Source organism: Achromobacter marplatensis (assembly GCF_049060505.1).
Taxonomy (GTDB): domain Bacteria; phylum Pseudomonadota; class Gammaproteobacteria; order Burkholderiales; family Burkholderiaceae_B; genus Achromobacter; species Achromobacter marplatensis_A.
Genome location: NZ_JBMGRB010000001.1, coordinates 964,362 through 987,146 on the forward strand (window position 1 = coordinate 964,362; position 22,785 = coordinate 987,146).

Annotated in this window: 25 protein-coding genes; 13 read left to right on the forward strand and 12 right to left on the reverse strand. The window is 64.5% G+C overall.

Annotated features, from left to right (window positions below):
• Window positions 1-37 precede the first annotated feature (37 nt).
• The 5 genes from ACI0FO_RS04345 to ACI0FO_RS04365 all read right to left on the reverse strand — a co-directional run bounded on the left by ACI0FO_RS04345 (window position 38) and on the right by ACI0FO_RS04365 (window position 5,277).
• The gene (locus tag ACI0FO_RS04345; RefSeq protein WP_416024370.1) at window positions 38-1,477 is read right to left on the reverse strand and encodes an NAD(P)(+) transhydrogenase (Re/Si-specific) subunit beta; all 1,440 of its coding nucleotides are present in this window, start codon (window positions 1,475-1,477) and stop codon (window positions 38-40) included.
• The gene (locus tag ACI0FO_RS04350; protein WP_008164347.1) at window positions 1,474-1,791 is read right to left on the reverse strand and encodes an NAD(P) transhydrogenase subunit alpha; all 318 of its coding nucleotides are present in this window, start codon (window positions 1,789-1,791) and stop codon (window positions 1,474-1,476) included. The genes ACI0FO_RS04345 and ACI0FO_RS04350 overlap by 4 nt, the downstream gene beginning before the upstream one ends.
• 2 nt (window positions 1,792-1,793) lie before the next feature.
• The gene (locus ACI0FO_RS04355) at window positions 1,794-2,912 is read right to left on the reverse strand and encodes a Re/Si-specific NAD(P)(+) transhydrogenase subunit alpha (RefSeq protein ID WP_416024372.1); all 1,119 of its coding nucleotides are present in this window, start codon (window positions 2,910-2,912) and stop codon (window positions 1,794-1,796) included.
• Window positions 2,913-3,341: 429 nt separating this feature from the next.
• Entirely contained in the window at window positions 3,342-4,217 is an 876-nt protein-coding gene (locus ACI0FO_RS04360; protein ID WP_416024374.1) for an N-formylglutamate amidohydrolase, read from the reverse strand.
• 70 nt (window positions 4,218-4,287) lie between these two features.
• Window positions 4,288-5,277: a Bug family tripartite tricarboxylate transporter substrate binding protein gene (locus ACI0FO_RS04365; RefSeq protein WP_416024376.1), complete on the reverse strand. Its 990-nt coding sequence runs from the start codon at window positions 5,275-5,277 to the stop codon at window positions 4,288-4,290.
• Between the two features lie 255 nt (window positions 5,278-5,532).
• Here ACI0FO_RS04365 and ACI0FO_RS04370 point away from each other — a divergent pair, with 255 nt between their 5' ends.
• The 3 genes from ACI0FO_RS04370 (at window position 5,533) to ACI0FO_RS04380 (ending at window position 8,518) form a co-directional block, all read left to right on the forward strand.
• Complete coding sequence (locus ACI0FO_RS04370) at window positions 5,533-6,459, forward strand: LysR substrate-binding domain-containing protein (protein ID WP_416024378.1); 927 nt, start codon at window positions 5,533-5,535, stop codon at window positions 6,457-6,459.
• A gap of 7 nt (window positions 6,460-6,466) precedes the next feature.
• Window positions 6,467-7,585, forward strand: coding sequence for a tRNA 2-thiouridine(34) synthase MnmA (gene mnmA / locus ACI0FO_RS04375; RefSeq protein ID WP_416024380.1), 1,119 nt, complete (start codon window positions 6,467-6,469; stop codon window positions 7,583-7,585).
• A 111-nt stretch (window positions 7,586-7,696) separates the two neighbouring features.
• Window positions 7,697-8,518, forward strand: coding sequence for a sulfite exporter TauE/SafE family protein (locus ACI0FO_RS04380; protein WP_105558457.1), 822 nt, complete (start codon window positions 7,697-7,699; stop codon window positions 8,516-8,518).
• 118 nt (window positions 8,519-8,636) lie between these two features.
• Here the strand turns inward: ACI0FO_RS04380 and ACI0FO_RS04385 are convergent, their stop codons facing one another.
• Window positions 8,637-9,248: a glutathione S-transferase gene (locus ACI0FO_RS04385; RefSeq protein ID WP_416024381.1), complete on the reverse strand. Its 612-nt coding sequence runs from the start codon at window positions 9,246-9,248 to the stop codon at window positions 8,637-8,639.
• 161 nt (window positions 9,249-9,409) lie between these two features.
• Between ACI0FO_RS04385 and purB the strand changes: the two genes are divergently transcribed.
• Both purB and ACI0FO_RS04395 read left to right on the forward strand, forming a co-directional pair.
• Window positions 9,410-10,786, forward strand: coding sequence for an adenylosuccinate lyase (gene purB, locus ACI0FO_RS04390; RefSeq protein ID WP_416024383.1), 1,377 nt, complete (start codon window positions 9,410-9,412; stop codon window positions 10,784-10,786).
• Between the two features lie 58 nt (window positions 10,787-10,844).
• Window positions 10,845-11,303: a c-type cytochrome gene (locus ACI0FO_RS04395; protein WP_416024384.1), complete on the forward strand. Its 459-nt coding sequence runs from the start codon at window positions 10,845-10,847 to the stop codon at window positions 11,301-11,303.
• Between the two features lie 87 nt (window positions 11,304-11,390).
• Here the strand turns inward: ACI0FO_RS04395 and ACI0FO_RS04400 are convergent, their stop codons facing one another.
• The 3 genes from ACI0FO_RS04400 to ACI0FO_RS04410 all read right to left on the reverse strand — a co-directional run bounded on the left by ACI0FO_RS04400 (window position 11,391) and on the right by ACI0FO_RS04410 (window position 13,674).
• The gene (locus ACI0FO_RS04400; RefSeq protein WP_416024385.1) at window positions 11,391-12,083 is read right to left on the reverse strand and encodes a cytochrome b/b6 domain-containing protein; all 693 of its coding nucleotides are present in this window, start codon (window positions 12,081-12,083) and stop codon (window positions 11,391-11,393) included.
• Window positions 12,084-12,170: 87 nt separating this feature from the next.
• Window positions 12,171-12,452 carry a hypothetical protein gene (locus ACI0FO_RS04405; protein ID WP_416024386.1) on the reverse strand — a complete coding sequence of 94 codons (282 nt, stop codon included), beginning with the start codon at window positions 12,450-12,452 and terminating at the stop codon, window positions 12,171-12,173.
• A gap of 862 nt (window positions 12,453-13,314) precedes the next feature.
• Window positions 13,315-13,674, reverse strand: a complete 360-nt coding sequence (locus tag ACI0FO_RS04410; protein WP_416024387.1) for a hypothetical protein — start codon at window positions 13,672-13,674, stop codon at window positions 13,315-13,317.
• 111 nt (window positions 13,675-13,785) lie between these two features.
• Here ACI0FO_RS04410 and ACI0FO_RS04415 point away from each other — a divergent pair, with 111 nt between their 5' ends.
• The 4 genes from ACI0FO_RS04415 (at window position 13,786) to ACI0FO_RS04430 (ending at window position 16,702) form a co-directional block, all read left to right on the forward strand.
• The gene (locus ACI0FO_RS04415) at window positions 13,786-14,295 is read left to right on the forward strand and encodes a GNAT family N-acetyltransferase (protein WP_416024388.1); all 510 of its coding nucleotides are present in this window, start codon (window positions 13,786-13,788) and stop codon (window positions 14,293-14,295) included.
• Between the two features lie 193 nt (window positions 14,296-14,488).
• A complete protein-coding gene (locus tag ACI0FO_RS04420; protein WP_416024389.1) occupies window positions 14,489-15,193 on the forward strand; it encodes a DUF3053 family protein in 705 nt (234 codons plus the stop codon).
• A gap of 67 nt (window positions 15,194-15,260) precedes the next feature.
• Entirely contained in the window at window positions 15,261-16,352 is a 1,092-nt protein-coding gene (locus ACI0FO_RS04425; protein ID WP_416024390.1) for an AI-2E family transporter, read from the forward strand.
• Window positions 16,353-16,480: 128 nt separating this feature from the next.
• On the forward strand, window positions 16,481-16,702 hold the full coding sequence (locus ACI0FO_RS04430) for a hypothetical protein (protein ID WP_105558465.1): 222 nt from the start codon (window positions 16,481-16,483) through the stop codon (window positions 16,700-16,702).
• Window position 16,703: 1 nt separating this feature from the next.
• On the opposite strand, the gene ACI0FO_RS04435 is transcribed toward ACI0FO_RS04430, so the two are convergent.
• Window positions 16,704-18,566: a DUF4153 domain-containing protein gene (locus tag ACI0FO_RS04435; protein ID WP_416024392.1), complete on the reverse strand. Its 1,863-nt coding sequence runs from the start codon at window positions 18,564-18,566 to the stop codon at window positions 16,704-16,706.
• Window positions 18,567-18,801: 235 nt separating this feature from the next.
• Here ACI0FO_RS04435 and ACI0FO_RS04440 point away from each other — a divergent pair, with 235 nt between their 5' ends.
• Entirely contained in the window at window positions 18,802-20,319 is a 1,518-nt protein-coding gene (locus ACI0FO_RS04440; RefSeq protein WP_416024562.1) for a sensor domain-containing diguanylate cyclase, read from the forward strand.
• A gap of 32 nt (window positions 20,320-20,351) precedes the next feature.
• On the opposite strand, the gene ACI0FO_RS04445 is transcribed toward ACI0FO_RS04440, so the two are convergent.
• Window positions 20,352-20,498, reverse strand: coding sequence for a hypothetical protein (locus ACI0FO_RS04445; RefSeq protein ID WP_416024393.1), 147 nt, complete (start codon window positions 20,496-20,498; stop codon window positions 20,352-20,354).
• 279 nt (window positions 20,499-20,777) lie between these two features.
• Here ACI0FO_RS04445 and yddG point away from each other — a divergent pair, with 279 nt between their 5' ends.
• The gene (gene yddG, locus ACI0FO_RS04450; RefSeq protein ID WP_416024395.1) at window positions 20,778-21,686 is read left to right on the forward strand and encodes an aromatic amino acid DMT transporter YddG; all 909 of its coding nucleotides are present in this window, start codon (window positions 20,778-20,780) and stop codon (window positions 21,684-21,686) included.
• A 31-nt stretch (window positions 21,687-21,717) separates the two neighbouring features.
• On the opposite strand, the gene ACI0FO_RS04455 is transcribed toward yddG, so the two are convergent.
• Entirely contained in the window at window positions 21,718-21,909 is a 192-nt protein-coding gene (locus tag ACI0FO_RS04455; RefSeq protein WP_416024396.1) for a hypothetical protein, read from the reverse strand.
• A gap of 260 nt (window positions 21,910-22,169) precedes the next feature.
• Here ACI0FO_RS04455 and ACI0FO_RS04460 point away from each other — a divergent pair, with 260 nt between their 5' ends.
• Together ACI0FO_RS04460 and ACI0FO_RS04465 are read left to right on the forward strand one after the other, a co-directional pair.
• Window positions 22,170-22,421, forward strand: coding sequence for a hypothetical protein (locus ACI0FO_RS04460; protein WP_416024397.1), 252 nt, complete (start codon window positions 22,170-22,172; stop codon window positions 22,419-22,421).
• Window positions 22,422-22,553: 132 nt separating this feature from the next.
• Window positions 22,554-22,745 (forward strand): hypothetical protein, encoded by a 192-nt coding sequence (locus ACI0FO_RS04465; RefSeq protein ID WP_310032451.1) that lies wholly within the window; start codon window positions 22,554-22,556, stop codon window positions 22,743-22,745.
• Window positions 22,746-22,785 lie beyond the last annotated feature (40 nt).

A 22,785-nucleotide genomic window follows, 5' to 3' on the forward strand; every position in this document is an offset into this window, starting at 1 on the left:
CGAACGGGGCATGCGCGGGCCATCCGCAGGCCGGCGGCTACTCCACCGCCTTGACCATGTCTTCCAGCACTTTCTTGGCGTCGCCGAACACCATCATCGTGCGGTCCATGTAGAAGAGCTCGTTGTCCAGGCCCGCATAGCCCGAGGCCATCGAGCGCTTGTTCACGATCACGGTGCGCGCCTTATAGGCTTCCAGGATGGGCATGCCGGCAATCGGGGACTTGGGATCGTTCTTGGCGGCCGGATTGACCACGTCGTTCGCCCCCAGCACCAGCACCACGTCGGTTTGGGCGAACTCGCTGTTGATGTCTTCCATTTCGAAGACCTGGTCGTAGGGCACTTCGGCCTCGGCCAGCAGCACGTTCATGTGGCCGGGCATGCGGCCGGCAACCGGATGGATGGCGTACTTGACCGTCACGCCGCGTTCAGTGAGTTTGGTCGCCAGCTCTTTCAGCGCGTGCTGCGCGCGCGCCACCGCCAGGCCGTAGCCGGGCACGATGGTCACGCTTTCGGCGTTGGTCATCAGGAACGCGGCATCGTCCGCGCTGCCTGATTTGACGCTGCGCTGCTGGCCCGCGCCGGCATCCGAGCCACCGCCTGCCTGGCCGCCGAAGCCGCCCAGGATCACGTTGAAGAACGACCGGTTCATCGCCTTGCACATGATGTAGGACAGGATGGCGCCTGAAGAGCCCACCAGCGAACCGGCGATGATCAGCATCGGGTTGTTCAGCGAAAAGCCGATGCCGGCCGCCGCCCAGCCCGAGTAGCTGTTCAGCATGGACACCACCACCGGCATGTCCGCGCCGCCGATCGGGATGATGATCAGCACGCCCAGCACGAAGGCAACCAGCGTCATGATGACGAAGGGCGTCCAGTCCTGGGTCAGCATGAACCATACGCCGCAGCCCAGCATCACGAGCGCCAGCGCAAGGTTCAGCATGTGCTGGCCGGGGAATACGACCGGAGCGCCCTGGAACAGCCGGAACTTGTACTTGCCCGACAGCTTGCCGAAGGCGATGACCGAACCCGAGAACGTGATGGCGCCCACGAAGGTGCCGATGAACAGCTCGAAGCGGTTGCCGGTGGGGATCATCGCCCCGGCCGCGACGATACCGAAGGCGTGCGGCTCGGCCACCACCGCGACAGCGATGGCCACGGCCGCCAGGCCAATCATGCTGTGCATGAAGGCGACCAGTTCCGGCATCTTCGTCATTTCGACGCGGCGGGCCATCAGCGTGCCGACGGTGCCGCCTACCAGCAGGCCCAGCAGCACCCAGCCCAGGCCGATCGTGGCGGTGCCCGTGCGCGCCAGGCCGACGATCAGCGCCGCCGTGGTCAGCACGGCGATCGCCATGCCGGCCATGCCGAAGGCGTTGCCCAGCCGCGACGTGGTGGGATGCGACAGGCCCTTTAGCGCCTGGATGAAGCAGACCGAAGCGATCAGGTACAGCAGGGTAACGAGGTTGAGCGAGATCATTTCGCGTCCTCCTTGCCCGGCTTGCGATCCTTTTTCTTGAACATTTCAAGCATGCGCCGGGTGACCAGGAAGCCGCCAAACACGTTCACCGCGGCAAGCGCCACCGCGAACACGCCCATGCCGCGGGCCAGTCCGCCTTCGGTCAGGGCCGCCGCCAGCATGGCGCCCACGATGATGATGGCCGAGATGGCGTTGGTGACGGCCATCAGCGGCGTGTGCAGGGCGGGGGTGACGTTCCACACGACGTGGTAGCCGACATAGATGGCCAACACGAAGATGATGAGGTTCATCAGGGTGGGGTTGATCGCTTCCATGTTCAGGTCCTCCGCGTCACATTGCCGCCTTCGCACACCAGGCAGGCCGCCACGATTTCATCGTCGCGCTGGATCGCCAGCGCGCCGTCCGCATTGATGATGAGCTTCAGGAAGTCCTGGATGTTCCGCGCGTACAACGCGGACGCATCCGTGGCCACCAGGCCGGGCAGGTTGGTCAGCCCGATAATCGTCACGCCGTGTTTTTCCACGACCTGGCCTTTTTCGGACAAGGGGCAATTGCCGCCGCGTTCGACCGCCAGGTCGACCAGCACCGAGCCGGGCTTCATGGCCGCGACGGTTTCCGCGGATACCAGCGTCGGGGCGGGGCGGCCGGGAATCAGGGCTGTAGTGATGACGAGGTCGGCCTGCTTGCAGCGCTCGGACACCAACGCCGCCTGCCGCGCCATCCAGCCGGGCGGCATGGCGCGCGCGTAGCCGCCCGTGCCTTGGGCGATCTCGCGCTCTTCGTCGGTTTCGAACGGCACGTCGATGAACTTGGCGCCCAGCGACTCCACTTGTTCGCGCGCGGCGGGGCGCACATCGGAGGCCTCGACCACCGCGCCCAGCCGCTTGGCCGTGGCGATGGCTTGCAGACCCGCCACGCCGGTGCCCAGCACCACGGCGCGCGCGGCTTTCAGGGTGCCGGCGGCGGTCATCATCATCGGAATCAGGCGGCCGTAGTGATGCGCGGCCAACAGCACGGCCTTGTAGCCGGCCAGGTTGGCCTGCGAAGACAGCACGTCCAGGCTTTGGGCGCGCGTGATGCGGGGCGCGGCTTCAAGCGCGAACCCGACCAGCCCCGCGCCCGCCATCTGTGTCAGGCCTTCGGCGTCGAAGGGGTCCAGCATGCCGATCACGACCGTACCGGGTTTCATGTGGGGCAATTCAGCAGCGGAGGGGGCGCGAACCTTCATCACCAGTTCCGCGCCCAGGGCATCCTGGGCAGAACCTAGCGTGGCGCCCGCGGCCTCATAGGCGTCGTCCAGATAACGGGCGGCAGTGCCTGCGCCACGCTCCACGACAACGGTGTGTTTGCCGCCTACGTACTTCTTGACGGTTTCTGGTGTTGCTGCGACACGGGTTTCCCCGTCTCGGGTTTCTTTTGGTATCCCGATGTGCATCGACGCCTCTCCTGGAAGGTTCGCCGTAGTTATACACGGGAATGGCACCTATACGCTGCCCATACTTTGGGCGTCTGCTGCCGCCGGACCCGGTATGCGCCACGCGTCCGGCTCGCACGCTTTGCGACGTAGGATGGGTGGAGCGCGAGCGTTCTTGCGCAAAGGCGCCGGTCTTCAGCGCGCGCAACCCATCAGGCAGTCGTCGCGTTGTGGCTGACGCTGTCAGGAATTCACCGCTGCTTGATGGGTTGCGCGCGCTGGGCGCCAATATTCTTGCTTGAGAAGTCTCGCGCTCCACCCATCCTACGGCCTGCGCGAATTCAAAAAAAAAGCCCCATGGCGAACCATGGGGCTAGGGTCTTTCAACCCACTTGCTCCGGCCAGTCTTACCACGCCGCTGGCCGGTTACCTGCGTGCAAACGTCCGGCGTCAGGCCGTTTGCGCGCGAGTCCAGTTGATCAGCGCGGCGGTGAGGTCGCGCAGATCGGCCTTCAGGCGGCCGTAGTTTTCCGTGGGGCGCAGCGTCGTTTCATCCATATACAGCTTGCGGTTGATTTCAATCTGCAGGCTGTGACGGCCTTCTTCGGGGCGGCCAAAGGCGCGCACCAATTCGACGCCCTTGTAGGGATCATTCACCGTGACGTCGTAGCCACGTTCGCGCAGCCACGCCGCGATGAATTCGCGGAAGGCGGGGTCGCTGGTGCTGCCGTCGCGATCGCCCAGCACGAAGTCGGGATGGACCAGGCCGGGGCGGTCGGTGGCGAAGGCGCCGGCGACGCTGGGCATCGAGTGGCAGTTGATGTGCCAGACCTTGCCGAACTTCTTGTGGGCGGCGTCCAGCACCTGGCCCAGCGCGGCGTGATAGGGCTTCCAGCAGGCGTCGATGCGGTGGCGGACTTCTTCGACCGTCAGCTTGCGGTTATACAGCGGGGTGCCGTCATCCAGCATGCGCCAGATCAGGCCTTTGCCCAGCTTGACCTTCGGCGAGGCGTTGATGGCGTCGGGCCAGGCCGCATCCAGCAGCAGTTCGTCGATCTCGTCGGGCGCGCGGTTGGCGTCGATGTAGGCGCGCGGAAAACCCGCGGCAATCATCGGCACGCCCATTTCCATGGCGTCGCCCCACAGATCGTCAACCCAGGTGTCTTCCGCAGTGCGCAGTGCGCCAAAGTCCACCGCGGCCGCGAAATCGGGAGGGTAGGCGGTGCCGCTGTGCGGAGAATCCAGCACAAGCGGGGCCGAGGTTTCCGAATCCGGATAGTGCTGCGGAAGGTCGAGCCGGTAAGACAGGGGTTGGGTAATTCGCATATTGGGGTCGTGCGTTCGTGAATCGGAGGCCCCCGCTGCGCAAGCTTGCGCGGCGGGGGCCGAAGATCGCTTAGTCGATCTTCACGTTGGCTTCTTTGGCGATGCGCTTGTTCTTGGCGATTTCCGCCGCGATCTGCTTGCCAAAGTCGGCCGAGCTGTTGGCGGCGGGCTGGGCGCCCAGCGCTTCCAGGCGCGCCTTGACGTCGGCTTCGGCGCTGACCTTCTGCACCGCTGCGTTCAGCTTGGCCAGGATGGGCTCCGGCAACTTGGCCGGGGCGACCAGGCCGAACCAGGACGCGTCGTTCACGGCCGGCAGGCCGGCTTCGGCGAACGTGGGCACGTCGGGCAGGCTGGCGACGCGCTTGGGCGAGGCGACGGCCATGGCGATCAGGCGGCCGGACTGCACGTGCGGCAGCGTGGAAGGCAGGTTGTCATACATGACGTCGACCTGGCCGGCCAGCGCATCGTTCAGCGCCGGGCCCACGCCGCGGTAAGGCACGTGCATCAGGTCGGTGCCCGAGGCCATCTTGAACAGTTCGCCCATCATGTGCGAGACCGAACCGTTGCCGGCGGACGCATACGTCAGCTTGCCCGGCTGGCTCTTGGCCAGCTTGATGAAGTCGGCGATGTTCTTGGCCGGCACCTTCGGGTTGATCGTCATGATGTTAGGCACGGCAGCCAGGTTCGAGATGGGCGTGAAGTCGCGCTCGCCATCGAACGGCAGGTTCGGGTAGATGGCCGGGTTGATGCCGTGCGTGCTGACGGTGGCGATGCCCAGGACATAGCCGTCCGGCGCGCTGCTGGCGACGAAGGCGCTGCCGATCGAGCCACCGGCGCCGCCGCGGTTTTCCACCACGACGGTCTGGCCCAGTTCCTTGCCCAGCTTGTCGGCGAACAGGCGGCCGACGATGTCGGTGGTGCCACCGGGCGGGAAGGGGACGATCAGGCGGATGGGCTTGCTCGGATACGCGTCTTCAGCGTGCGCGATACCCGAGGTCAGCGGCATGGCCAGGGTCGCGGCGGCGACACACAGGCCCAGTACTACGTTACGGCGTTGCATGGATTCCCCTAATAAATGGAAAGCGGATGCGCAAAGGCAGACGCAAACGCAACGATTCTTTCCTGGCGAGGCGGTTTGCGCAAACGAAAGTTTCTCCGTAAGCTATGACTTTTTTTCATGCCTCTCTGTGGCCTGCATCGTTGGGACGTTACTTCTATGTAACTTTTGCGTTGCTTTTCGCCTGGCCCGAGGCAACGGGAAATTCCCGATCAAGCCCCGCTGGGGCGGGAGCCCCACGCTTCGTGGGGGCGACACATGCGACGTTTCTGTCCCTCATTAACGGATTTACAGGCATTCGAGGTCGCGGCGCGCCATAGCAGCTTCACGCGCGCGGCCCAGGAATTGTGCGTGACCCAGGGCGCCGTCAGTAAACAGGTGAAACATCTGGAAGAGTTCGTCGGCGTCGAACTATTCCTGCGGATCAGGCAAGGCCTGGTCCTGACCGAAGCCGGCCGCAGCTATTTGACCAAGATCCAGGCAGGCCTGGGCCAGATCGAAGCCGCCACCGTCGAGCTGATTGCGCACCAGGGGCAGGGCGGCACGCTGAACCTGACCTGTATGCCGACCTTCGGCGCGCGCTGGCTTATTCCGCGCCTGACCGCCTTCATGCGGTTGCGCCCGGATATCCATGTGGAGTTCCTGCCGCACCGCCAGGGCTACGATTTTTCGACGCCTGAACTTGACGCCGCCGTGCGGTTCGGCGAAGGCTTGTGGCCCGGTAGCGGCGCGGACTACATCGTAGGCCGCGAAATCGTGCCGGTCTGCAGCCCGCGGCTGATCCCGGGCGGCTGTCCGTCGCCGGAGGCCTTGCTGGCGTATCCGTTGCTGCACCACACGTCCGCGCTGGAAGGCTGGCGCGACTGGTTCGAGCAAGCCGGGTGCGACACGCGGCGCAGCCTGGAAGGCGCTCGTTTCGACCAATACGCGCTGTTGTCCCAGGCGGCCGCAGCCGGGTTCGGCGTGGCGCTGATCCCGCGTTGCCTGATCGAAGACGAGCTACGCGACGGTAAGCTCGCCGTCGCCATCCAGCTGCCCATCCGCGCGCGCATGGGTTATTACCTGTGCTATCCCGAGCAGAAAGCCAACCTGCCCACGCTGCAGGCCTTTCGAGCCTGGCTGATGGAAGTGTCCCGGGCGGCGGAGCCCCAGCCGCGGGAAGGCGCGTTGTCCGAACTAAAATAGTCGCATCATGAGTCAAATACCTACCAAAAAAGGCCGCGTTGTCGTCGGGATGTCCGGCGGGGTCGATTCGTCTGTTACTGCCTGGCTGCTGAAGCAGCAGGGCTATGACGTCGTTGGCCTGTTCATGAAGAACTGGGAAGACGACGACGATTCCGAATACTGCTCTACGCGCCAGGACCTGCTGGACGCGGCCAGCGTGGCCGATCTGGTCGGGGTGGACTTCGAATTCGTCAACTTCGCCGCCGAATACAAGGACCGCGTGTTCGCGGACTTCCTGCGCGAGTATTCCGCGGGCCGCACGCCCAATCCCGACGTGCTGTGCAATGCCGAGATTAAATTCAAGGCCTTCCTGGACCACGCGATGGCGCTGGGCGCTGAACATATCGCCACCGGCCACTACGCGCGGGTGCGAGAGGTGCCAGCCGATGGCGGCGGCACGCAGTTCCAGTTGCTCAAGGCACTGGACGCCTCCAAGGACCAAAGCTATTTCCTGCACCGGCTGAACCAGGCGCAGCTGTCGCGTACCCTGTTCCCGCTGGGCGAAATCCACAAGACCGAGGTGCGGCGCATTGCGCACGAGATCGGGCTGCACAACGCCGCCAAAAAGGATTCCACCGGGATCTGCTTCATCGGCGAGCGTCCGTTTCGTGAATTCCTGAACCGCTACCTGCCCACCGAGCCCGGCCCGATCCTGACGCCGGAAGGGCAGAACGTGGGGCGCCACGAAGGCTTGTCCTTTTACACGCTGGGCCAGCGCAAAGGCTTGGGCGTGGGCGGCGTGAAGGGGCGCCAGCGCGAGGACGGCACGGCCGAAGCGTGGTACGTGGCGCGCAAGGACCTGGAGCGCAACATCCTGTATGTGGTGCAGGGGCACGATCATCCCTGGCTGCTGTCCGGCCGGTTGCAGGCGCAGGACGCCAGCTGGGTGGCCGGGCGTCCGCCGGCCATCGCGGGCTACGGCGCCAAAACACGCTATCGCCAAGCCGATGCCGCCTGCCGCCTGGAACAGGCTGACGGCGACACCTTCGCGCTGGATTTCGCCGAGCCGCAATGGGCCGTCACGCCCGGCCAGTCGGCCGTGCTATACGATGGCGAGGTTTGCCTGGGCGGCGGGATCATCCTGTAACGCACGCGGGTCCGGCAAAAACGGATCTGGACACAAGGCCCCGTGGGCGTGATGCCGGCGGGGCCTTCGCTCATGACAAGCAAGAAACCGAACAATAAAGAGGAGACGGTTGTGGATGTGACGATGGTGGTTTGCCTGCTGGCGTTGGGCGCGGTGGTGGGTTTTGCGGCGGGTCTGTTGGGAATTGGCGGCGGGATGCTGCTGGTGCCTTTCCTGACCATGCTGTTCGCCTGGCAGGGCATGCCGCCCGAACTGGTCGTGCACGCCGCGATCGCGACGTCGATGACGTCGATCCTGTTCACCTCGGTGTCCAGCGTCAGGGCGCACCAGCAGAAGGGCACGATCAAATGGCCGATCGTGTGGGCGATGGCGCCGGGCATCATCCTGGGCGGGCTGCTGTCGGGCGGGGCGGTCTTCGCGGCGCTCAGCACGCTGTGGCTGTCGCTGTTCTTCGCGCTGTTCGTGGGCTATTCAGGCTGGAGCATGCTGCGCAACAAGAAACCGAAACCGGCACGCCAGATGCCTGGCGTGGTGGGCACCAGCGCGGCGGGGGCGGGTATTGGCTTCCTGTCCGGGCTGGTCGGCGCGGGCGGCGGATTCCTGTCGGTGCCTTTCATGGTCTGGTGCAACGTGGCGTTGCACAACGCGGTGTCGACCTCGGCGGCGCTGGGCTTTCCCATCGCGCTGGCCAATAGCGTCGGCTATGTGGTGTCCGGCCTGAACGAAGGAACGTCGCGCCCGGGCATGCTCGGCTACATCTATTGGCCCGCGCTGGTGGCGCTGGTATGCACTAGCGTGTTGACGGCGCCGCTGGGCGCGCGCATGGCGCACCGCCTGCCGGTGCAGACGTTGAAACGGGTTTTCGCCTGCCTGCTGTTCGCGCTGGCTGCCTATATGCTGTTCAAGGCCTGGCAGACGTTCGCCGCCCAATAGGACGGAATTTTCGGACGCCGAAATGCAAACCGGCCGCATTGCGCGGCCGGTATTCAGGCGCCCCGTTGGAATGGGGCCTGCGTGACGGCCCGTAGGGACGGGCTGTCCGGGACCGCCCTCAGGCAGTCTTGGGGATCGTGTCGATGAACGATTGACGCTGCGACAGCTTGTCGTGCAGACGGGCAAGGTTCAGGTGGTTGGCGCGCCAATCGAGCGAGGCGAAGCGCAGGTCCAGGTAACCCAGCGCACAGCCCACGGCGATATCCGCCAGGCTGTAGTTGATGCCCATGCAGTGGGCGTTGTCACCCAGGCTCTTGTTCATGGCATCCAGGCTTGCGTGGATCTTGCTGTACTGGCGTTGGATCCACTCGGGGCTGCGCTGGGCCTCGGGGCGCTGGTTTTCCTTCACGATGGTGACGCAGGCGTCCAGGAGGCCATCAGCGATGGCTTCCCAGCATTTGACGGCGGCACGATCGCGGCCCGGCTGTGGAATCAGGCGGGCGACAGGGGACAAGGTGTCCAGGTATTCGACGATGACGCGCGAATCAAACAGCGCGCCGCCGTCTTCCATGACCAGGCAGGGCACCTTGCCCAGCGGGTTATACGTTTGGATCTGCGTGTCGGCGGACCAGACGTTTTCGAGTTCAAGCCGGTAGTCCAGCTTTTTCTCGGCCATGACAATACGCACCTTGCGTACGTATGGACTGGTAAGCGAGCCGATCAGTTTCATGGAGTCACAAGCGGAGTCGAAAAGCGGCCGAAGTATAGCAGGCCGGATGGACGCCCAACCGTCCGCTGGCCGGAATCTTCGCCAGTTTGCCACAATGTTGCACTTCCCCGGATGATAAAATCGTCGGGTTTTCCCATCCGTAGCCATTTCTTCTTCAGACCATGCAAATCGCCGATCAATTGAGCCAACTTAATGCCCTTTCGCCATTGGATGGCCGTTACGCTTCCCGGGGCGACGCGCTGCGCGGTCTGCTCTCCGAGGCCGGCTTCATGGCGCACCGCGTCGAAGTCGAAGTGGCATGGCTGGTGGCCCTGTCCGACGCGGGCCTGCCCGAGCTGCCCGCTTTTTCCGCGGCGGCCCGCCAGCGCCTGCAGCAGCTGGTGCAGGATTTCTCGGAGTCCGACGCCGCCCGCATCAAGGACATCGAGCGCGTCACCAACCATGACGTGAAGGCCGTCGAGTACTGGCTGAAGGAAAAAGTGGCCGATGACGCCGAGTTGGCCGCGGCCGCCGAGTTCATCCACTTTGCCTGCACGTCCGAAGACATCAACAACACCTCGCACGCGCTGATGCTGTCGCGCGCCCGCGACCAGGTCGTGGTGCCGCGCCTGCGTGAACTGGCCGCCAAACTGAACGACATGGCCCTGGCCCAGGCCGACCAGCCGATGTTGTCGCGTACCCACGGCCAGCCGGCCAGCCCGACGACGCTCGGCAAGGAATTCGCCAATGTGGCCGCGCGCCTGAACCGCGCTATCGCCGCCGTCGAGGCCGTTGAGCCCCTGGCCAAGTTGAATGGCGCCACCGGCAACTACAACGCTCACCTGTCGGCCTATCCGGAAATCGATTGGCCGGCCTTCAGCCAGCGCGTGCTGGCCGGCCTGGGCCTGACCCAGAACCGCCACACCATCCAGATCGAACCACACGACTGGATGTCCGCTCTGTTCGACGCCATCACGCGCGCCAACATCATCGTGCTGGACCTGGATCGCGACGTCTGGGGCTACGTGGCGCTGGGCTATTTCAAGCAGCGTCTGAAAGACGGCGAGGTCGGCTCGTCGACCATGCCGCACAAGGTCAACCCGATCGACTTCGAAAACTCCGAAGGCAACCTGGGCCTGGCGAATGCCGTGCTGCGCCACCTGGCCGACAAGCTGCCGATCTCCCGCTGGCAGCGCGACCTGACCGACTCCACCGTCTTGCGCAACCTGGGCGTGGGCCTGGGCTACTGCCTGGTGGCATGGGACGCATGTATGCGCGGCCTGGGCAAGCTGGAAGTCAACACGGCCGCCATCGATGCCGATATCGATGCGTGCTGGGAAGTGCTGGCCGAACCCGTGCAGACCGTCATGCGCCGCTATGGCCTGCCGCAGCCTTACGAACAGCTCAAAGCCTTGACGCGCGGCAAGGGCATTACCGAGGAAGCGCTGCGAGAATTCATCCAGGGCCTGGCGCTGCCGGATGAGCCCAAGGCCCGTTTGCTGGCGATGACCCCGCGTTCGTACATCGGACTGGCTGCGAAGCTGGCTCGGGCGGTATAGTCGCCGTGCCGCGCGCGCGATGCGCGCGGCATTGTTGTTGTCCTTACGGGAGATTGCAATGAAGAAGTTGTCCACGCTTGTCGCGTTGGCCTGTATGACGGTGGGGCCGCTGTTGGCGACCACCGCCTCGGCGCAGTTCGCCAAGCCGGAAGATGCCGTCAAGTACCGCCAGTCGGCATTGACGCTGATGGCTTCGCACTTCGGCCGCATGACGCCGGTAGTCAAGGGTCAGGCGCCATACGACGCCGCGCAGATCAAGGCCAACGTCGAAGTATTGAAGACGCTGTCCGGGTTGCCGTGGGCGGCTTTCGGTCCGGGAACGGAAGGCGGCGATGCCCGTCCTGAAATCTGGAGCGACGCGGCCGGCTTCAAGCAAAAGCAGCAAGCTTTCCAGGACAATGTCGTGAAGCTGTCGGCCGCGGCCGACGCAGGCGATCTGGATAAGCTGCGCGCCGCGTTCGGTGACGTGGGCGCAAGCTGCAAGGCTTGCCACGATTCCTACCGCAAGAAGAAGTAAGGCCCGGGGCGTCTCTGGATGCCCGTCGTGCTGAAGGAAAAAGCCCCTCGGATTACGAGGGGCTTTTTTTGTGGGCCTGCGGCGAGATCAAGAGAAGGACATGTCGGCGGCTATTTCCAGCGACCGGATCCACAGCACAAGGCCCGTCACGCAGGCGCCCAGCAGCAGCGCGCGCAGCCAGACGGCAAGGCCGTCCTGGGCCGGCGGCGTGCCGGCTGGCAGGTCCTTGGCATCGACATCGCCGGTGATGATGGCGCGGACCAGGCGCTTGCGGCGCACCACGGCATACCACGCGACGGCCAGCAGGTGCAGCGCGATCACGCCGATGATGACCCACTCGTTGAGCTTGTGCCATGACGTCATGAGGGCGGCCGTGGCTTCGCTTACATGACCGAATAGCGGCCCTTGCGTCATGATGTCGTCAGTGGTGAACAGGCCGCTTGTGGCCTGGAAACCGATGACCAGCAGCAGCGCCAGCACCGACAGTGCGCCCAGCGGGTTATGGCCGGCGGGAGCGGCGGCGCCCTTCAGGTAGCGGGCCACGGCGCCGGGGCCGCGCACGAACTGGCTGAAGCGGGCGTACCGCGGCCCGACGATGCCCCAAAGCAGCCGGAAGATGATCAGGCCCAGCGCCGTACAGCCAAAGCGCACGTGCCAGTCCATGTACAAGCCGCCCAGCTTCACGCTGACGAACGCGCCCACGATGCAGACGACGAGCGCCCAGTGAAAGAGGCGGGTGGGAAGATCCCAGATGCGGATCGCTTGCCGGTTGTTCTGCATGGTTGAGCTGCCTGGACGGAATGCCTGCGAATTTATCACGCGCAAAATGCAATCGCCGCGCATGAAGCGCGGCGATTTGGGCCTGGATCAGTGCGTGGTGCGACGCACGGGTTCGATGCGGTGGACGTGCTCGTGGCGGAAGCGGATGCGCTGGCCGGGCACCTTCTGCGTGGAAGAGCCGCAAGGCACGACTTCAGTCGTGTAGGTGGTCGTGCCGTCGATCGGCGCGTTGAAGATGACCGTCGCGCGGATGGCGGGGCCGTTGGTCGGCTGCAGGTAGACGATGTCGCCGATATGGATCGGCGTGTTGTCCAGCGTCGTGTGAGCGGGACGTCGGATCAGGTCCGAGGTAGTGAAATGAGTATTCATGGTGTTTGTTCTCTAAGGTTCTAGTTATTAGAAAGCTGCGGTATTCGTGCCGAGCAGGATGTGGACGTAACAAAAGCGCCTCGCATCGTGGTCGTTTGCCATGTCCGGCCGGGTTGATTCGGACAGGCATGCATGACACTACCGCATAAGTGTTGCCGTCCCTTTGCGCATTCTCATATTTTTGCGTGCGCGGGTAACGGTTCAATGCCGCTGTTTGATGCCGTCCGTCAGTCCAAGACGGCATCGGTTCGGGCCAGGTGGCGTGCATGTTCGGTGCATGCGCTCTTTAGGCCTGAGGGGCCGCGCAGAGAGTGGGTTGGGACTCTGGCGGTTGCTGTGCGGCTGTCGTCGTTGGGTCGACGGGCGCCGCAGCGTAAAATTCTGGTGCTTCTGGCCAAGCCGGACTGGCGGTTTGGCGAAGGTGCTATGGGCGGTTTCGAGGCTGCTTGCGTCGGATCCCGCCAATCAGGTTCAGTGCCTGGGCGTTGATCGATTCAGCACGCTGGCCGCAATGGCCATCGCTGCATTCGGAACTGCTTTGATTTGTGGAAGTTGCGCCGATATTGCGCGACTTTCGGGGCGGAGCCGGGATTTGCGTTTTGGCGTTGTGGGTTTTCGCAAATCTGGTCGGAATCCGTGCTTAATCAGCGGTCAATGACGTTGAGTCATTAGCGTTTGGCCATTAGTGTTTGGCCATTAGCGCTGGATTAAGCCTGGCACTCCTGATACTGCGTAAAGCTTGGAATCGAAATTCAATCCCTCGAAGTTTCCCTGCGCTGCAGAAAGACCTCAACCATCGATATTATCGCAGGCCGGTGGGTTTTGCAAGCTTTTTTGGAAAGGGCGGGCGTAGCCGTGGCCGTCAGTGTGCGGCGGGGCGGGCTTGGCGCTGGGCTTCGATAATGAGGCCCTCCAGGCGCGGAGACATCCGCAGCGCCACTTGCGCGCCCATCGTGCCGTCCGGCTGGCGCTCGGTTTCCAGCGCCAGGCCGATGCGTTCGTCGTTGAATGCTTCCGGGGCAGCCTCGATTTCAACATAGCGTTGCAGCAGCGCATCGACGGCTTTCTGGGCATCCGCCAGCGCCTCATCCGACAACTGCCCCTGTCCCAGGTATTGGTTCACGACGCGCGCCAGATCGTTCATGAAGAACAGGAGGGCGGCCGCGCCGCGGCAATCGGGCTGGGTGAACCCCCAGGAGGCGGAAGTAGCGTGTTGAGTCATTGTCAGGGCAAAGCCAGTGTTGCGGGTGGCCGATAGCGTGGCCGGATGGCGCATTTTAAGGGATCGGGGCAGGAGGCGCCTGGGGGCGCATGGTGCATACTTCTACCCCTCATGATTCGACTCGCCCGACCTTCCGACCTGGCCTGCCTGGCCGATATCGAGCGCTCCGCCGCGGCGCGATTCCGCGGGACGGCCGTGGCCTGGGCCGCCGACGGCGATCCGGTGCCCCTGGACGAACTGGCCGTGGCGCAGGCGGCATGCCTTTTATGGGTCGCGCAGCCCGACGCCGAGGTGCGCGGATTTGCGCTGGCAGAGCCCATGGGGGGTGATTTATTCCTAACCGAGATGTCGGTGGCGTTGCCCTGGCAGGGGCAGGGTATTGGCCGCGCCCTGTTGCGGGCGGTGCTGGCGCACGCACGGGCCGCGGGCGGATACGGGGCCGTGCTGCTGACGACCGATCGCGAACTGCCCTGGAATGCCCCGTTCTACCGGCGGCTGGGCTTCGTTGAACTCACGCCGCCGTTTCCCCCGGTCCTGCAAGCGCGGCTGCAAGCAGAGTCGGATGCGGGCTTCGACGCCGCGCGGCGGTGCGCGATGACGTACCCGCTGCAGCCTGCATGACCGCCGCAACGTGTCCACGCCCGGCTTGCCCTGTGTCAACTCGCTTCGATCGCAACAAAATCCGCCCGCGGGTAGTGGCCGGACGACGCTTCGGGATAATCTGCCCACGTGCGCCGGCCACCGCCAAGCCGGCCACGTCAATCCGGGGTCTTCAATCCCGCAACATCAATCCCTGGTAGCAAGGAGGACACGCATGTCACCATGGCGAGCCTGCCTGATGGGCCTGGCGATGGCTTCGATGCTGGTCACGACGGCCTGCGTGAATAAAGAGCCTCAGGAGCGCGCGGCGTTCATCCAACTGCTGCAAGCGCGGGTAAGCAGCGATACGCTGTTGCCGATCGGCGCGCTCGGCAAGTCCGAAAAAGAAGCGATCGGCGATTACGCCGACGCATACGAGGTCCTCGCCGGCTTTCAGAAAGAAATGGCCGAGGCCGCCGCGCCATTGCGCGAGGTACTGGCCGTCGAGACGATCCGCTCGGTGGGCGAGATCGTCGACCGCAAGGCCGCGTTCGAGGCGGCTCGCAAGACCCTTGCCGACAGCGCCAGCAAGCTCCACGATGCGCGCGCCAAGGCTGACCGGGCGCGGGCCGCGATGACCTTGCCGCCCGACCTGGCGCCGGTCTATGGTGGCGTCTATGACGAAACCGTGACGGCGCCCGCTGCGGAACTGATGCAGGCCGCGACCCGCATGGACTCCGTGGCGCGAGATGCCGTGGCCGTGGCGGACTTCGTGGCCGCTAACGCCGCCGATATCCAGCTGGTGGACGGCCAGGCGCGCGTGGCGACGCTTACGTTGCAGCAAGCGCTGAACCTGCGCTTGCAGGGACTGAATGCGCAGTCGGACGGTCTGGCGCAGGCGCGTCAAACCGTGCTGCTGGCCGTGGGACTCGGAGCCTGAACCCGCCGCGAGGCGGGCGCTTTGTACAATGCGGGTCTCGCGGCGTTCGCCGTGCCCGGAATGGAATATGAGCCAATCATCCAGCTTGCACTACAGAACCTTTCTGCTCCTGCTCGTGGTGGTCACCATCGCGTTCGGCTGGCTGCTGTGGCCTTTTTACGGCGCGGTCTTCTGGGGCGCCATTCTTGCCATCATCTTCGCGCCCTTGCAGCGCCGGCTGGTCGCGCGCATCGGCGGGCGGCGCAATCTTGGGGCGCTGATCACCTTGCTGCTGGTCCTGCTGCTTGTCATCCTGCCGCTCGTCGCTATCAGCGGCTCGCTGGTGAACGAAGGCGCAAACCTGTATCAGAGCATCAAATCGGGCGAGCTGAACTTTGGCGCCTACTTCCAGCAAGCGATGGCCGCGTTGCCGCCGTCGGTGCATGACCTGCTGGCGCGCTTCGATCTGGCTGATATTCCTGGCCTGCAGCAAAAGCTCAGCGCGGGTGCGATGCAAGCCAGCCAGTTCCTGGCGACCCAGGCGCTGAACATCGGGCAGGATACGTTCCAGTTCGTGATCAGCTTCGGCATCATGCTCTACCTGCTGTTTTTCCTGTTGCGCGACGGGCCGCAACTGACCGCGCGCCTGAAGCGCGCCATGCCGCTGAGCAACGCGCATAAGCAACATCTGTTCCGCAAGTTCACCACCGTCGTGCGCGCCACCGTCAAGGGCAACATCGCGGTGGCGGCGGCGCAGGGGGCGTTGGGCGGAATCATCTTTTCGATCCTCTCGATCCAGGGCGCGCTGCTGTGGGGCGTGATCATGGGCTTTCTGTCGCTGCTGCCCGCGATTGGCGCCGGGCTGATCTGGGCGCCGGTCGCGATCTACTTCCTCTTGACGGGCGCCGTGGTCAAGGGGGCGGTGCTGATCGCGTTCGGGGTTCTGGTCATCGGCATGGTCGACAATGTGCTGCGTCCGATCCTGGTGGGCAAAGACACCAAGATGCCCGACTATGTCGTGCTGATCTCCACGTTGGGCGGCATGGCCCTATTCGGTCTGAATGGCTTTGTGATCGGCCCGCTGATCGCCGCGTTGTTCATGGCTTGCTGGGACCTTTTTTCTCCCGCATCCGACGAACTGCTGGGCAAGACGCCAGAGGAACCGCCAGCCGCCGAATAAGGCGCGCCGGGGCGCGTGCAGGGGGCGGCAAGCCATCCGCGCGCGCCGCGCCGGGTGTATGGTGTAGCAACGCCGGAATTTCTGGCCGGCCGTTCGTGTCGCCCTCGCCAATCAGGAGCGTGTTGCATATGGAATGGAAACTGCATCGATCGGGCTGGATCGAAGAGCGCAATTTCGATATCGAGTTCGCTGAAACCCCCGAAGGCTTTCATGTCCGGGTCCGCATCTTCGGATTCCCGGTGCTGGAAGATACCAAGCATGTATTCCCCAACGAGGCGTTGGCGGAAAAGGGGGCGCTGACGCTGCTGAAGAGCCAGTTCTCGGGCACCCCCGACCTGGAAGCGCGGTAGCTCAGCGCAGCCGCAACAGGTTGTCGCCGATCATCAGGTCGCGTTCTGGCCGGGGGCGCGTGCGCACCAGGCCTTGCTCCAGCGCTTGCCGGATATCCACGACACCCGTCACGTCCGCCATCGGTTGCTCAAAACTCTCTGCCCGCAGCCGGCCCAACCGGCTCCATGCTTCCCCGTTCGAGGCGTAGGCGATCAGCCGTTCTTCCGCGCCCGATTCTGCGCCTTGCGGGGCGATGTACAAGATGATCTCGTCCTGGCCGTCACCGGTCAGATCGGCGAAGACCAACCGGCACGGCAGGCCGGCCGCGGCGTCCGGCGTGGCGGGCGCGGCCGGAGTCGCGCACGTCCGGGCCTGGTCGGGGGACGTCTCTCGCATCGCGGTCCACCACGATTCCGGGATCGCGCGTCCGGACGGTAGGGTGGCGAAAGCGGGCACGGCGACTGGCGGGGGCTTGGCCGCCGACGGTTGGCCTGCCGCCCGCTCGACATCATTCCAGCCGAAATAGCTTCCCTTCAAGGCTTCCGCGGCGGCAAGGGCGATGCGCGGATCCCGTCCATTGGCGGCGCCCTCCGCCAACTGTTGCAACGCATCGCGGCCCCAGCGGCCGTATTCCCGCCCCATGGCGTAAAAGCTGAATCGCTCCGGGTCCAGTCGCCCGTCTATCATGCGCCGCAGTTGGCTTTCCGCGGTCAGGCGCAGCGGGTTGGCGATTGGCGTATTGACCGCCAGCAGCAATCCCAGGGTGGCAACGGCGGCGATCAGGTTGGTGACGCCCAGCGCGGGGTGGTCGCGCCTGGGGCGCAGCGCGGCCCAGGCGTAGCCTGCGCCATACAGCACCAGCACCATGCTGCAGGCGACGCCCCAGACCCGCAGGACCGTCCAGCCATATTGCTCCACGCGCACAACTGCGCCGTACAGGGCTACAACAGCCAGCGGCAGCAGGCACGCCATCGCCGCGCGCAGCAGTATCCGCAGGCGGGGACCGAAAGGGGCGGCCTCTTGGCCGTCTTGCCAGGCGGCATTGATGAACTTGATCCACACCAGGCAGAACCCGATGAGCGCGCCCGCCGACAGCTGGACGGCCTGCAGGCCAAACGCCATTCGGGCCGCCAGCGCCAACGTGAACGCCACGCCCACCAGTGTGATCAGCGGCAGCAGCCACGCATTCAGCGTCAACCAGGAGCGCTGCAGCGTATCCGTCAATTGCGGGCGACGCCTTACGCCCACCAGGCAGGCGGCCAGGATCATCGGCCAGGCGGCAAGCCGGAAGTACGTGGCGTCGACGGTAGCGCGAATGGCCTTGATGCCGATCATGGCGAACATGGCGCCTGCCGCGGTCAACAGCAGGCACACCGCCGAGGCCAGGCAAACGGCCAGCGCCAGGTGAACCGCATTGCGCCACGTGGCGCGGAAGACGTCGGGGTAGCCCCATTGGCGCTTGCCGGCATCCAGCGCCTGGATCAGCGGCAGCAGGACGAAGCCTGCGACGCCGGTCAGCAATAACGCCAACGCCAGGTCATTGCCTTGCGGCCATCCGCCCGCTTCGTAGGGCAGGGGGCCGTTCGCGGCCGTCAGGCCGTATGCCGTCATGGCGGGCAAGACCAGCCCATACGCCGCCAGCGCCGCCAGCCAGCGACGGCCGCTGCACATGCCTGCCAGCATGGCGCCGGCCAGCGGCGCCAGCGCTACCCATTGCAGCCAGAAGGCCAGGGCAAACGGATGCCCCCATGGCCAGGCGCGGGCCGTCATCATGGCGTGGAGAGTCAGACCGGACACGGCGGCGAGGGCGCCGTAGACCAGCACGGTTTTGTCGGACGCTGCCAGCGCGCTGGCAGCAAGGGATTTGGGGGACGGTTTACGCATGGCGGCGATAGTAGCAATCTGTCGCTAACTCGGATGACCAGGCGTATCTATCTGTCAGGAAATCATCGCCTGACAAAAAATTTCGGAGTAAATTGGGGACGCGGAATAAGTCGCCTGAAGGCGCGGCAGCGCCATGGAAGACCTATCGGAGGGGCGCATGAGACCAAGGGGGGAGGCGGTGGCTGAAGCCGAAAGCCCGGCTGGCGCAAAGGCTCGCCCACAGCACCGGTATTCCATGCGGACCGGCTTGCTTGCTCTCGTCTTCACCTGTATTTCGCCGGCGCTTGTAGTGGCGTCGGTGGCCGTTTATGAGAGCTTTGTCATAGAAAGAGAACGCATCTTTCGCGACACGATCTTCCTGGCGCGAAATCTGACTGCCATCCTGGACCGCGAGTTGACCGGCGTCGAAGCGGGCGTGCAGATGCTCGCGTCTTCCCCCGATCTGGTCACCGGCGACCTGGCTAGTTTTCACCAGCGTGCGCGGGAATCGGTGCGATTCCAGATCGTGGACAGCTATGTCCTGACCGACCGCGAGGGCAGCCAGATCATCAATACGCTGGTGCCGTATGGCACGCCCTTGCCGCGTAGCGCTGCGTCGCAGGACTTGAGCCGCGTGTTCGAGACGCGCTCGCCAGTGTTAAGCCGCCTGTTCACGGGCAGCGTCAGCCAAAAGCCGACCATCGCGCTGGGCGTGCCGGTGATGCGCGGCGATACCGTCGTCTACAGCCTGAATGTGGGCCTGTCGCCTGGCCGCATCGGCAACGCCTTGGGCCGCCGGGCGCTTCCGGAGGGCTGGGTGGCGGCCGTGCTGGACAGCTCGGGCACCATCGTCGCCCGCACGCGTGACGCCGCGAAGTTCGTTGGACAAAAGGCCGTTCCGAAGCTGGTGCAAGCGGTGATGCAGGAGAGCGAAGGCGCGCTTGAAACGACGACCAAGGAAGGCACGCCTGTCTACACCGCGTTCAGCCGGTCGTCGCTGTCGGGCTGGACCGTCGCGGCCGGCGCGCCCATGGCCCTGCTGACGACGGACCTGTACCGTTCCATCGCCTGGCTTGCGCTGGGCACCTTGTTCGCGTTCGGACTGGGGTTGTGGCTGGCTTTGCGCCTGGCCAGCCGGCTGACCTCGGCGGTGCAGGGGCTGGTCGGGCCGGCGCTGGCATTGGGCGAAGGCCGCACCGTCGAGTTGCCGGCCACCCGCGTGAAAGAGGCGCAGGAGGTCGGCACAGCGCTGTTGCAGGCGTCGCGGATGCTGGCGCACGCCCAGCATCTTGCCCACTACGATCCCCTGACGGGGCTGTGCAACCGGGTGCTGTTCGGCGAGCTGGTCTTGCGCGAATTGGCGGTGGCCCAGCGCAGCGGAGAATCCTTCGCCATCCTCGCGATCGACCTGGACGGCTTCAAGGCCGTCAATGATCTGCATGGCCACGCCGCCGGCGACACCGTGCTGAAGGAAGCCGCGGACCGCATGGCGCGCGCGATCCGGGTGTCCGACGTGGCGGCCCGCTTGGGCGGCGACGAATTCGCGGTGCTGCTGATGGGCGTGGGTAAGGACAATGCCCAGATCGTGGCCGAGGCGCTGGTCGAGAGCCTGTCCTTGCCCTATCCGGGTATCCGCGTCTCGGTGTCGGCCAGCGTGGGCATCGCCGTCTATCCGCAGTCCGGCATTACGATGCTGCAATTGCTGGAACGGGCCGATGTGGCGCTGTACAAGGCCAAGGGACAAGGAAAACGGCGGGTCGAATCCGATCTGTGAGGCGGGCGCGGCGCGGAGGCCGCCAAGCCCGTTCAGGCCGGGGGAGGCGCCTGCTGCGGCGTCAAGGCCGTCAGCACTTCCCCTGATTTCAGGCGATACCGCTTATCGCCCAGGGCGATGACGCGTTCCCCTTCCGATGTCCTGAGAATGTAGCGCGTGGACGGAGGCGGCGGGTTCATGGGGCCCGAGTTATCCGCTTGCAAGAAAACTTCAATCCGATAAAGCCTGCCCGACTCCGTGCTGGCAAGCACATCGCTCAATCTACGTATGGAAATGGCCATGCGGATGCTACTCCCTCTTGTTGATTGTTTAAGTGGGTATATGTCGCTTGTTGGCACGGATATTCCCCGTGCCGGCCGATCACTACGTTAACGCCTGGTATTCGCTACACTTGCCCGCCTGGCGCCGCGCCTGGCCCTCGGGCAAGCGGCGCGTGGCAAAGAGCAAGCGGAACGGTAATGCAAATTTCTCCTGGCCGGAATACGGCCACTATCCTGGGTTTGCTGGCGATCCTGCTGTGGGGCACGGTTGTCGGCCTGATTCGCAGCGTCAGCGAAAGCTTCGGCGCCATCGGCGGCGCCGCGCTTATTTATACGGTGGGTTCGGCGTTCCTGGTGTGCCTGCTGGGTTTCCCGAAATTGCGCAGTTTCCCCCGGCGTTATCTGGTCGTGGGCAGCCTGCTGTTCGTCGCCTACGAGATCTGCCTGTCGTTGTCTTTGGGTTTTGCGCTGGACCGCGGGCAGGCCATCGAGCTTGGCATCGTCAACTATCTTTGGCCCAGCCTGACGGTGGTGTTGGCGATTCTCATCAACGGCCAGCGGGCCAACGCATGGGTCGTGCCGGGGATTCTGCTGTCGGTGTGCGGCATCGTCTGGGTCGTGGGCGGATCCGGCGGACTCTCATGGGAACGCACCTTGAGCAACGTATCGAGCAACCCCCTGAGTTATGGATTGGCATTCGGTGGCGCCATTATCTGGGCCGTTTATTGCAACGTGACAAAGCGGTTTGCCGACGGCAAGAATGGCGTCGCGCTGTTTTTCATGCTGACTGCGGCGGTGTTGTGGATCAAGTATGGCTTCAGCGCCGAGCCGGCGCTGGCATTCACCCGATCCGCCACATTCGAACTATGCGTGACCGGCGGCGCGATGGCGGCCGGCTATGCACTGTGGAACGTGGGAATACTGAACGGCAACCTGACCTTGCTGGCCACGGCGTCCTACTTTACACCCGTGCTGTCCACCTTTTTCGCAGCCGTGTGGCTGTCCACCCGCCTGACCGCGCCATTCTGGCAGGGGGTGGCGATGGTCACCGCCGGCTCATTGTTGTGCTGGGCAGCAACACGAGGCAAACCGGCCCGGGGCGGATAGCCCAGGGCGGGTCGCGGCGAAAGCGGTAGCGTCAGTCGATCAGCATGGTCTGGGCTACGGCGTAGCCCAACGGGATCAACAAGAGTGAAGCAAACGTTGAACTGACAATCGCCGCCGAAATCTTCAGCCAGGGCTCGGGCCCTGCGCTTTGAATCGTTTGAACCACCAACGCGACGATACCCATAACCATCAAACAGCTGATAACCACTGCTACGTAAGTCATGTTGTCTCCGTCCTCGCCTGATTAAAGGGGTGCGGCTCCGCTTTTGCGGTCTATATGTTTGTACTGATTGTGCGCCTGTATTGGCGCCATGGACCCTAGGGTTTTCCTGGCGGAAACGGGGTAATGTGGCGTTTTTGCCGCGCAGTGCGCAGCATGGAATCATGTGCGCACGCAGCATTTCGAACGGCGTTCGGCGCGCCGCCGACGACCGGCGGCTTTGCGCTACGATGGGGGCATTCCGTTACTGAAAAGGCTGCCAGATGCCGCACAGATTGCGTCCCGGCACGCGCGCCACGCTACAGGTCAGGCAACTGATGCCCGGCGAGTTCGCGTGGATCATCACTTTGCTCGATCCCGAATCCGGCAATGTGCATAGCACCAATTATTCCGAAAGGCGTTATGGAAGCCAGGACGAAGCTTCCGCCGCCGGCAAGGCGGCCGTGATGGCATTTCTGGGCAGCGATGGCAGTAATGGCCTCGATATGCCTAAGGACGACAAGGCCAAGCCTTGATCCTGCATTGCTGAACCACGTAAAAAAGCCCTCGCATGAGGGCATTTTTACGTCCGTCGGAACGGCAGCCCGCCAACGGGCACGCGAATTGCTGTCAGGCGGGCGGCGCGATTAGCGCCGGAGGAGCCAACCATGACCCAATTCCCGCATCGCGAGCCCGGCCTGCCTGACGACCTGCCGCCGGACGATCCCTCGCTACCCGGCAACCTTCCGCCCGACGATCCGTTGCCGGATCCCAACCAGCCGCCCGACGACCCGCCGATCCACGATCCGACGCCGCCCGCGCCCGATCCGCGTTTGCCGGGCGCCATCGACCTGGCTTGAGCGGCCATCGCCGCACTGCAATGACAACCATGAGGAGTCC

Coding starts and splice junctions, on each gene's coding strand:
- ACI0FO_RS04345 (WP_416024370.1), bottom strand. CDS start 1,477: ATGATCTCGCTCAACCTCGTTACCCTGCTGTACCTGATCGCTTCGGTC.
- ACI0FO_RS04350 (WP_008164347.1), bottom strand. CDS start 1,791: ATGGAAGCGATCAACCCCACCCTGATGAACCTCATCATCTTCGTGTTG.
- ACI0FO_RS04355 (WP_416024372.1), bottom strand. CDS start 2,912: ATGCACATCGGGATACCAAAAGAAACCCGAGACGGGGAAACCCGTGTC.
- ACI0FO_RS04360 (WP_416024374.1), bottom strand. CDS start 4,217: ATGCGAATTACCCAACCCCTGTCTTACCGGCTCGACCTTCCGCAGCAC.
- ACI0FO_RS04365 (WP_416024376.1), bottom strand. CDS start 5,277: ATGCAACGCCGTAACGTAGTACTGGGCCTGTGTGTCGCCGCCGCGACC.
- ACI0FO_RS04370 (WP_416024378.1), top strand. CDS start 5,533: ATGCGACGTTTCTGTCCCTCATTAACGGATTTACAGGCATTCGAGGTC.
- mnmA (WP_416024380.1), top strand. CDS start 6,467: ATGAGTCAAATACCTACCAAAAAAGGCCGCGTTGTCGTCGGGATGTCC.
- ACI0FO_RS04385 (WP_416024381.1), bottom strand. CDS start 9,248: ATGAAACTGATCGGCTCGCTTACCAGTCCATACGTACGCAAGGTGCGT.
- purB (WP_416024383.1), top strand. CDS start 9,410: ATGCAAATCGCCGATCAATTGAGCCAACTTAATGCCCTTTCGCCATTG.
- ACI0FO_RS04395 (WP_416024384.1), top strand. CDS start 10,845: ATGAAGAAGTTGTCCACGCTTGTCGCGTTGGCCTGTATGACGGTGGGG.
- ACI0FO_RS04400 (WP_416024385.1), bottom strand. CDS start 12,083: ATGCAGAACAACCGGCAAGCGATCCGCATCTGGGATCTTCCCACCCGC.
- ACI0FO_RS04405 (WP_416024386.1), bottom strand. CDS start 12,452: ATGAATACTCATTTCACTACCTCGGACCTGATCCGACGTCCCGCTCAC.
- ACI0FO_RS04410 (WP_416024387.1), bottom strand. CDS start 13,674: ATGACTCAACACGCTACTTCCGCCTCCTGGGGGTTCACCCAGCCCGAT.
- ACI0FO_RS04415 (WP_416024388.1), top strand. CDS start 13,786: ATGATTCGACTCGCCCGACCTTCCGACCTGGCCTGCCTGGCCGATATC.
- ACI0FO_RS04420 (WP_416024389.1), top strand. CDS start 14,489: ATGTCACCATGGCGAGCCTGCCTGATGGGCCTGGCGATGGCTTCGATG.
- ACI0FO_RS04425 (WP_416024390.1), top strand. CDS start 15,261: ATGAGCCAATCATCCAGCTTGCACTACAGAACCTTTCTGCTCCTGCTC.
- ACI0FO_RS04430 (WP_105558465.1), top strand. CDS start 16,481: ATGGAATGGAAACTGCATCGATCGGGCTGGATCGAAGAGCGCAATTTC.
- ACI0FO_RS04435 (WP_416024392.1), bottom strand. CDS start 18,566: ATGCGTAAACCGTCCCCCAAATCCCTTGCTGCCAGCGCGCTGGCAGCG.
- ACI0FO_RS04440 (WP_416024562.1), top strand. CDS start 18,802: ATGCGGACCGGCTTGCTTGCTCTCGTCTTCACCTGTATTTCGCCGGCG.
- ACI0FO_RS04445 (WP_416024393.1), bottom strand. CDS start 20,498: ATGAACCCGCCGCCTCCGTCCACGCGCTACATTCTCAGGACATCGGAA.
- yddG (WP_416024395.1), top strand. CDS start 20,778: ATGCAAATTTCTCCTGGCCGGAATACGGCCACTATCCTGGGTTTGCTG.
- ACI0FO_RS04455 (WP_416024396.1), bottom strand. CDS start 21,909: ATGACTTACGTAGCAGTGGTTATCAGCTGTTTGATGGTTATGGGTATC.
- ACI0FO_RS04460 (WP_416024397.1), top strand. CDS start 22,170: ATGCCGCACAGATTGCGTCCCGGCACGCGCGCCACGCTACAGGTCAGG.
- ACI0FO_RS04465 (WP_310032451.1), top strand. CDS start 22,554: ATGACCCAATTCCCGCATCGCGAGCCCGGCCTGCCTGACGACCTGCCG.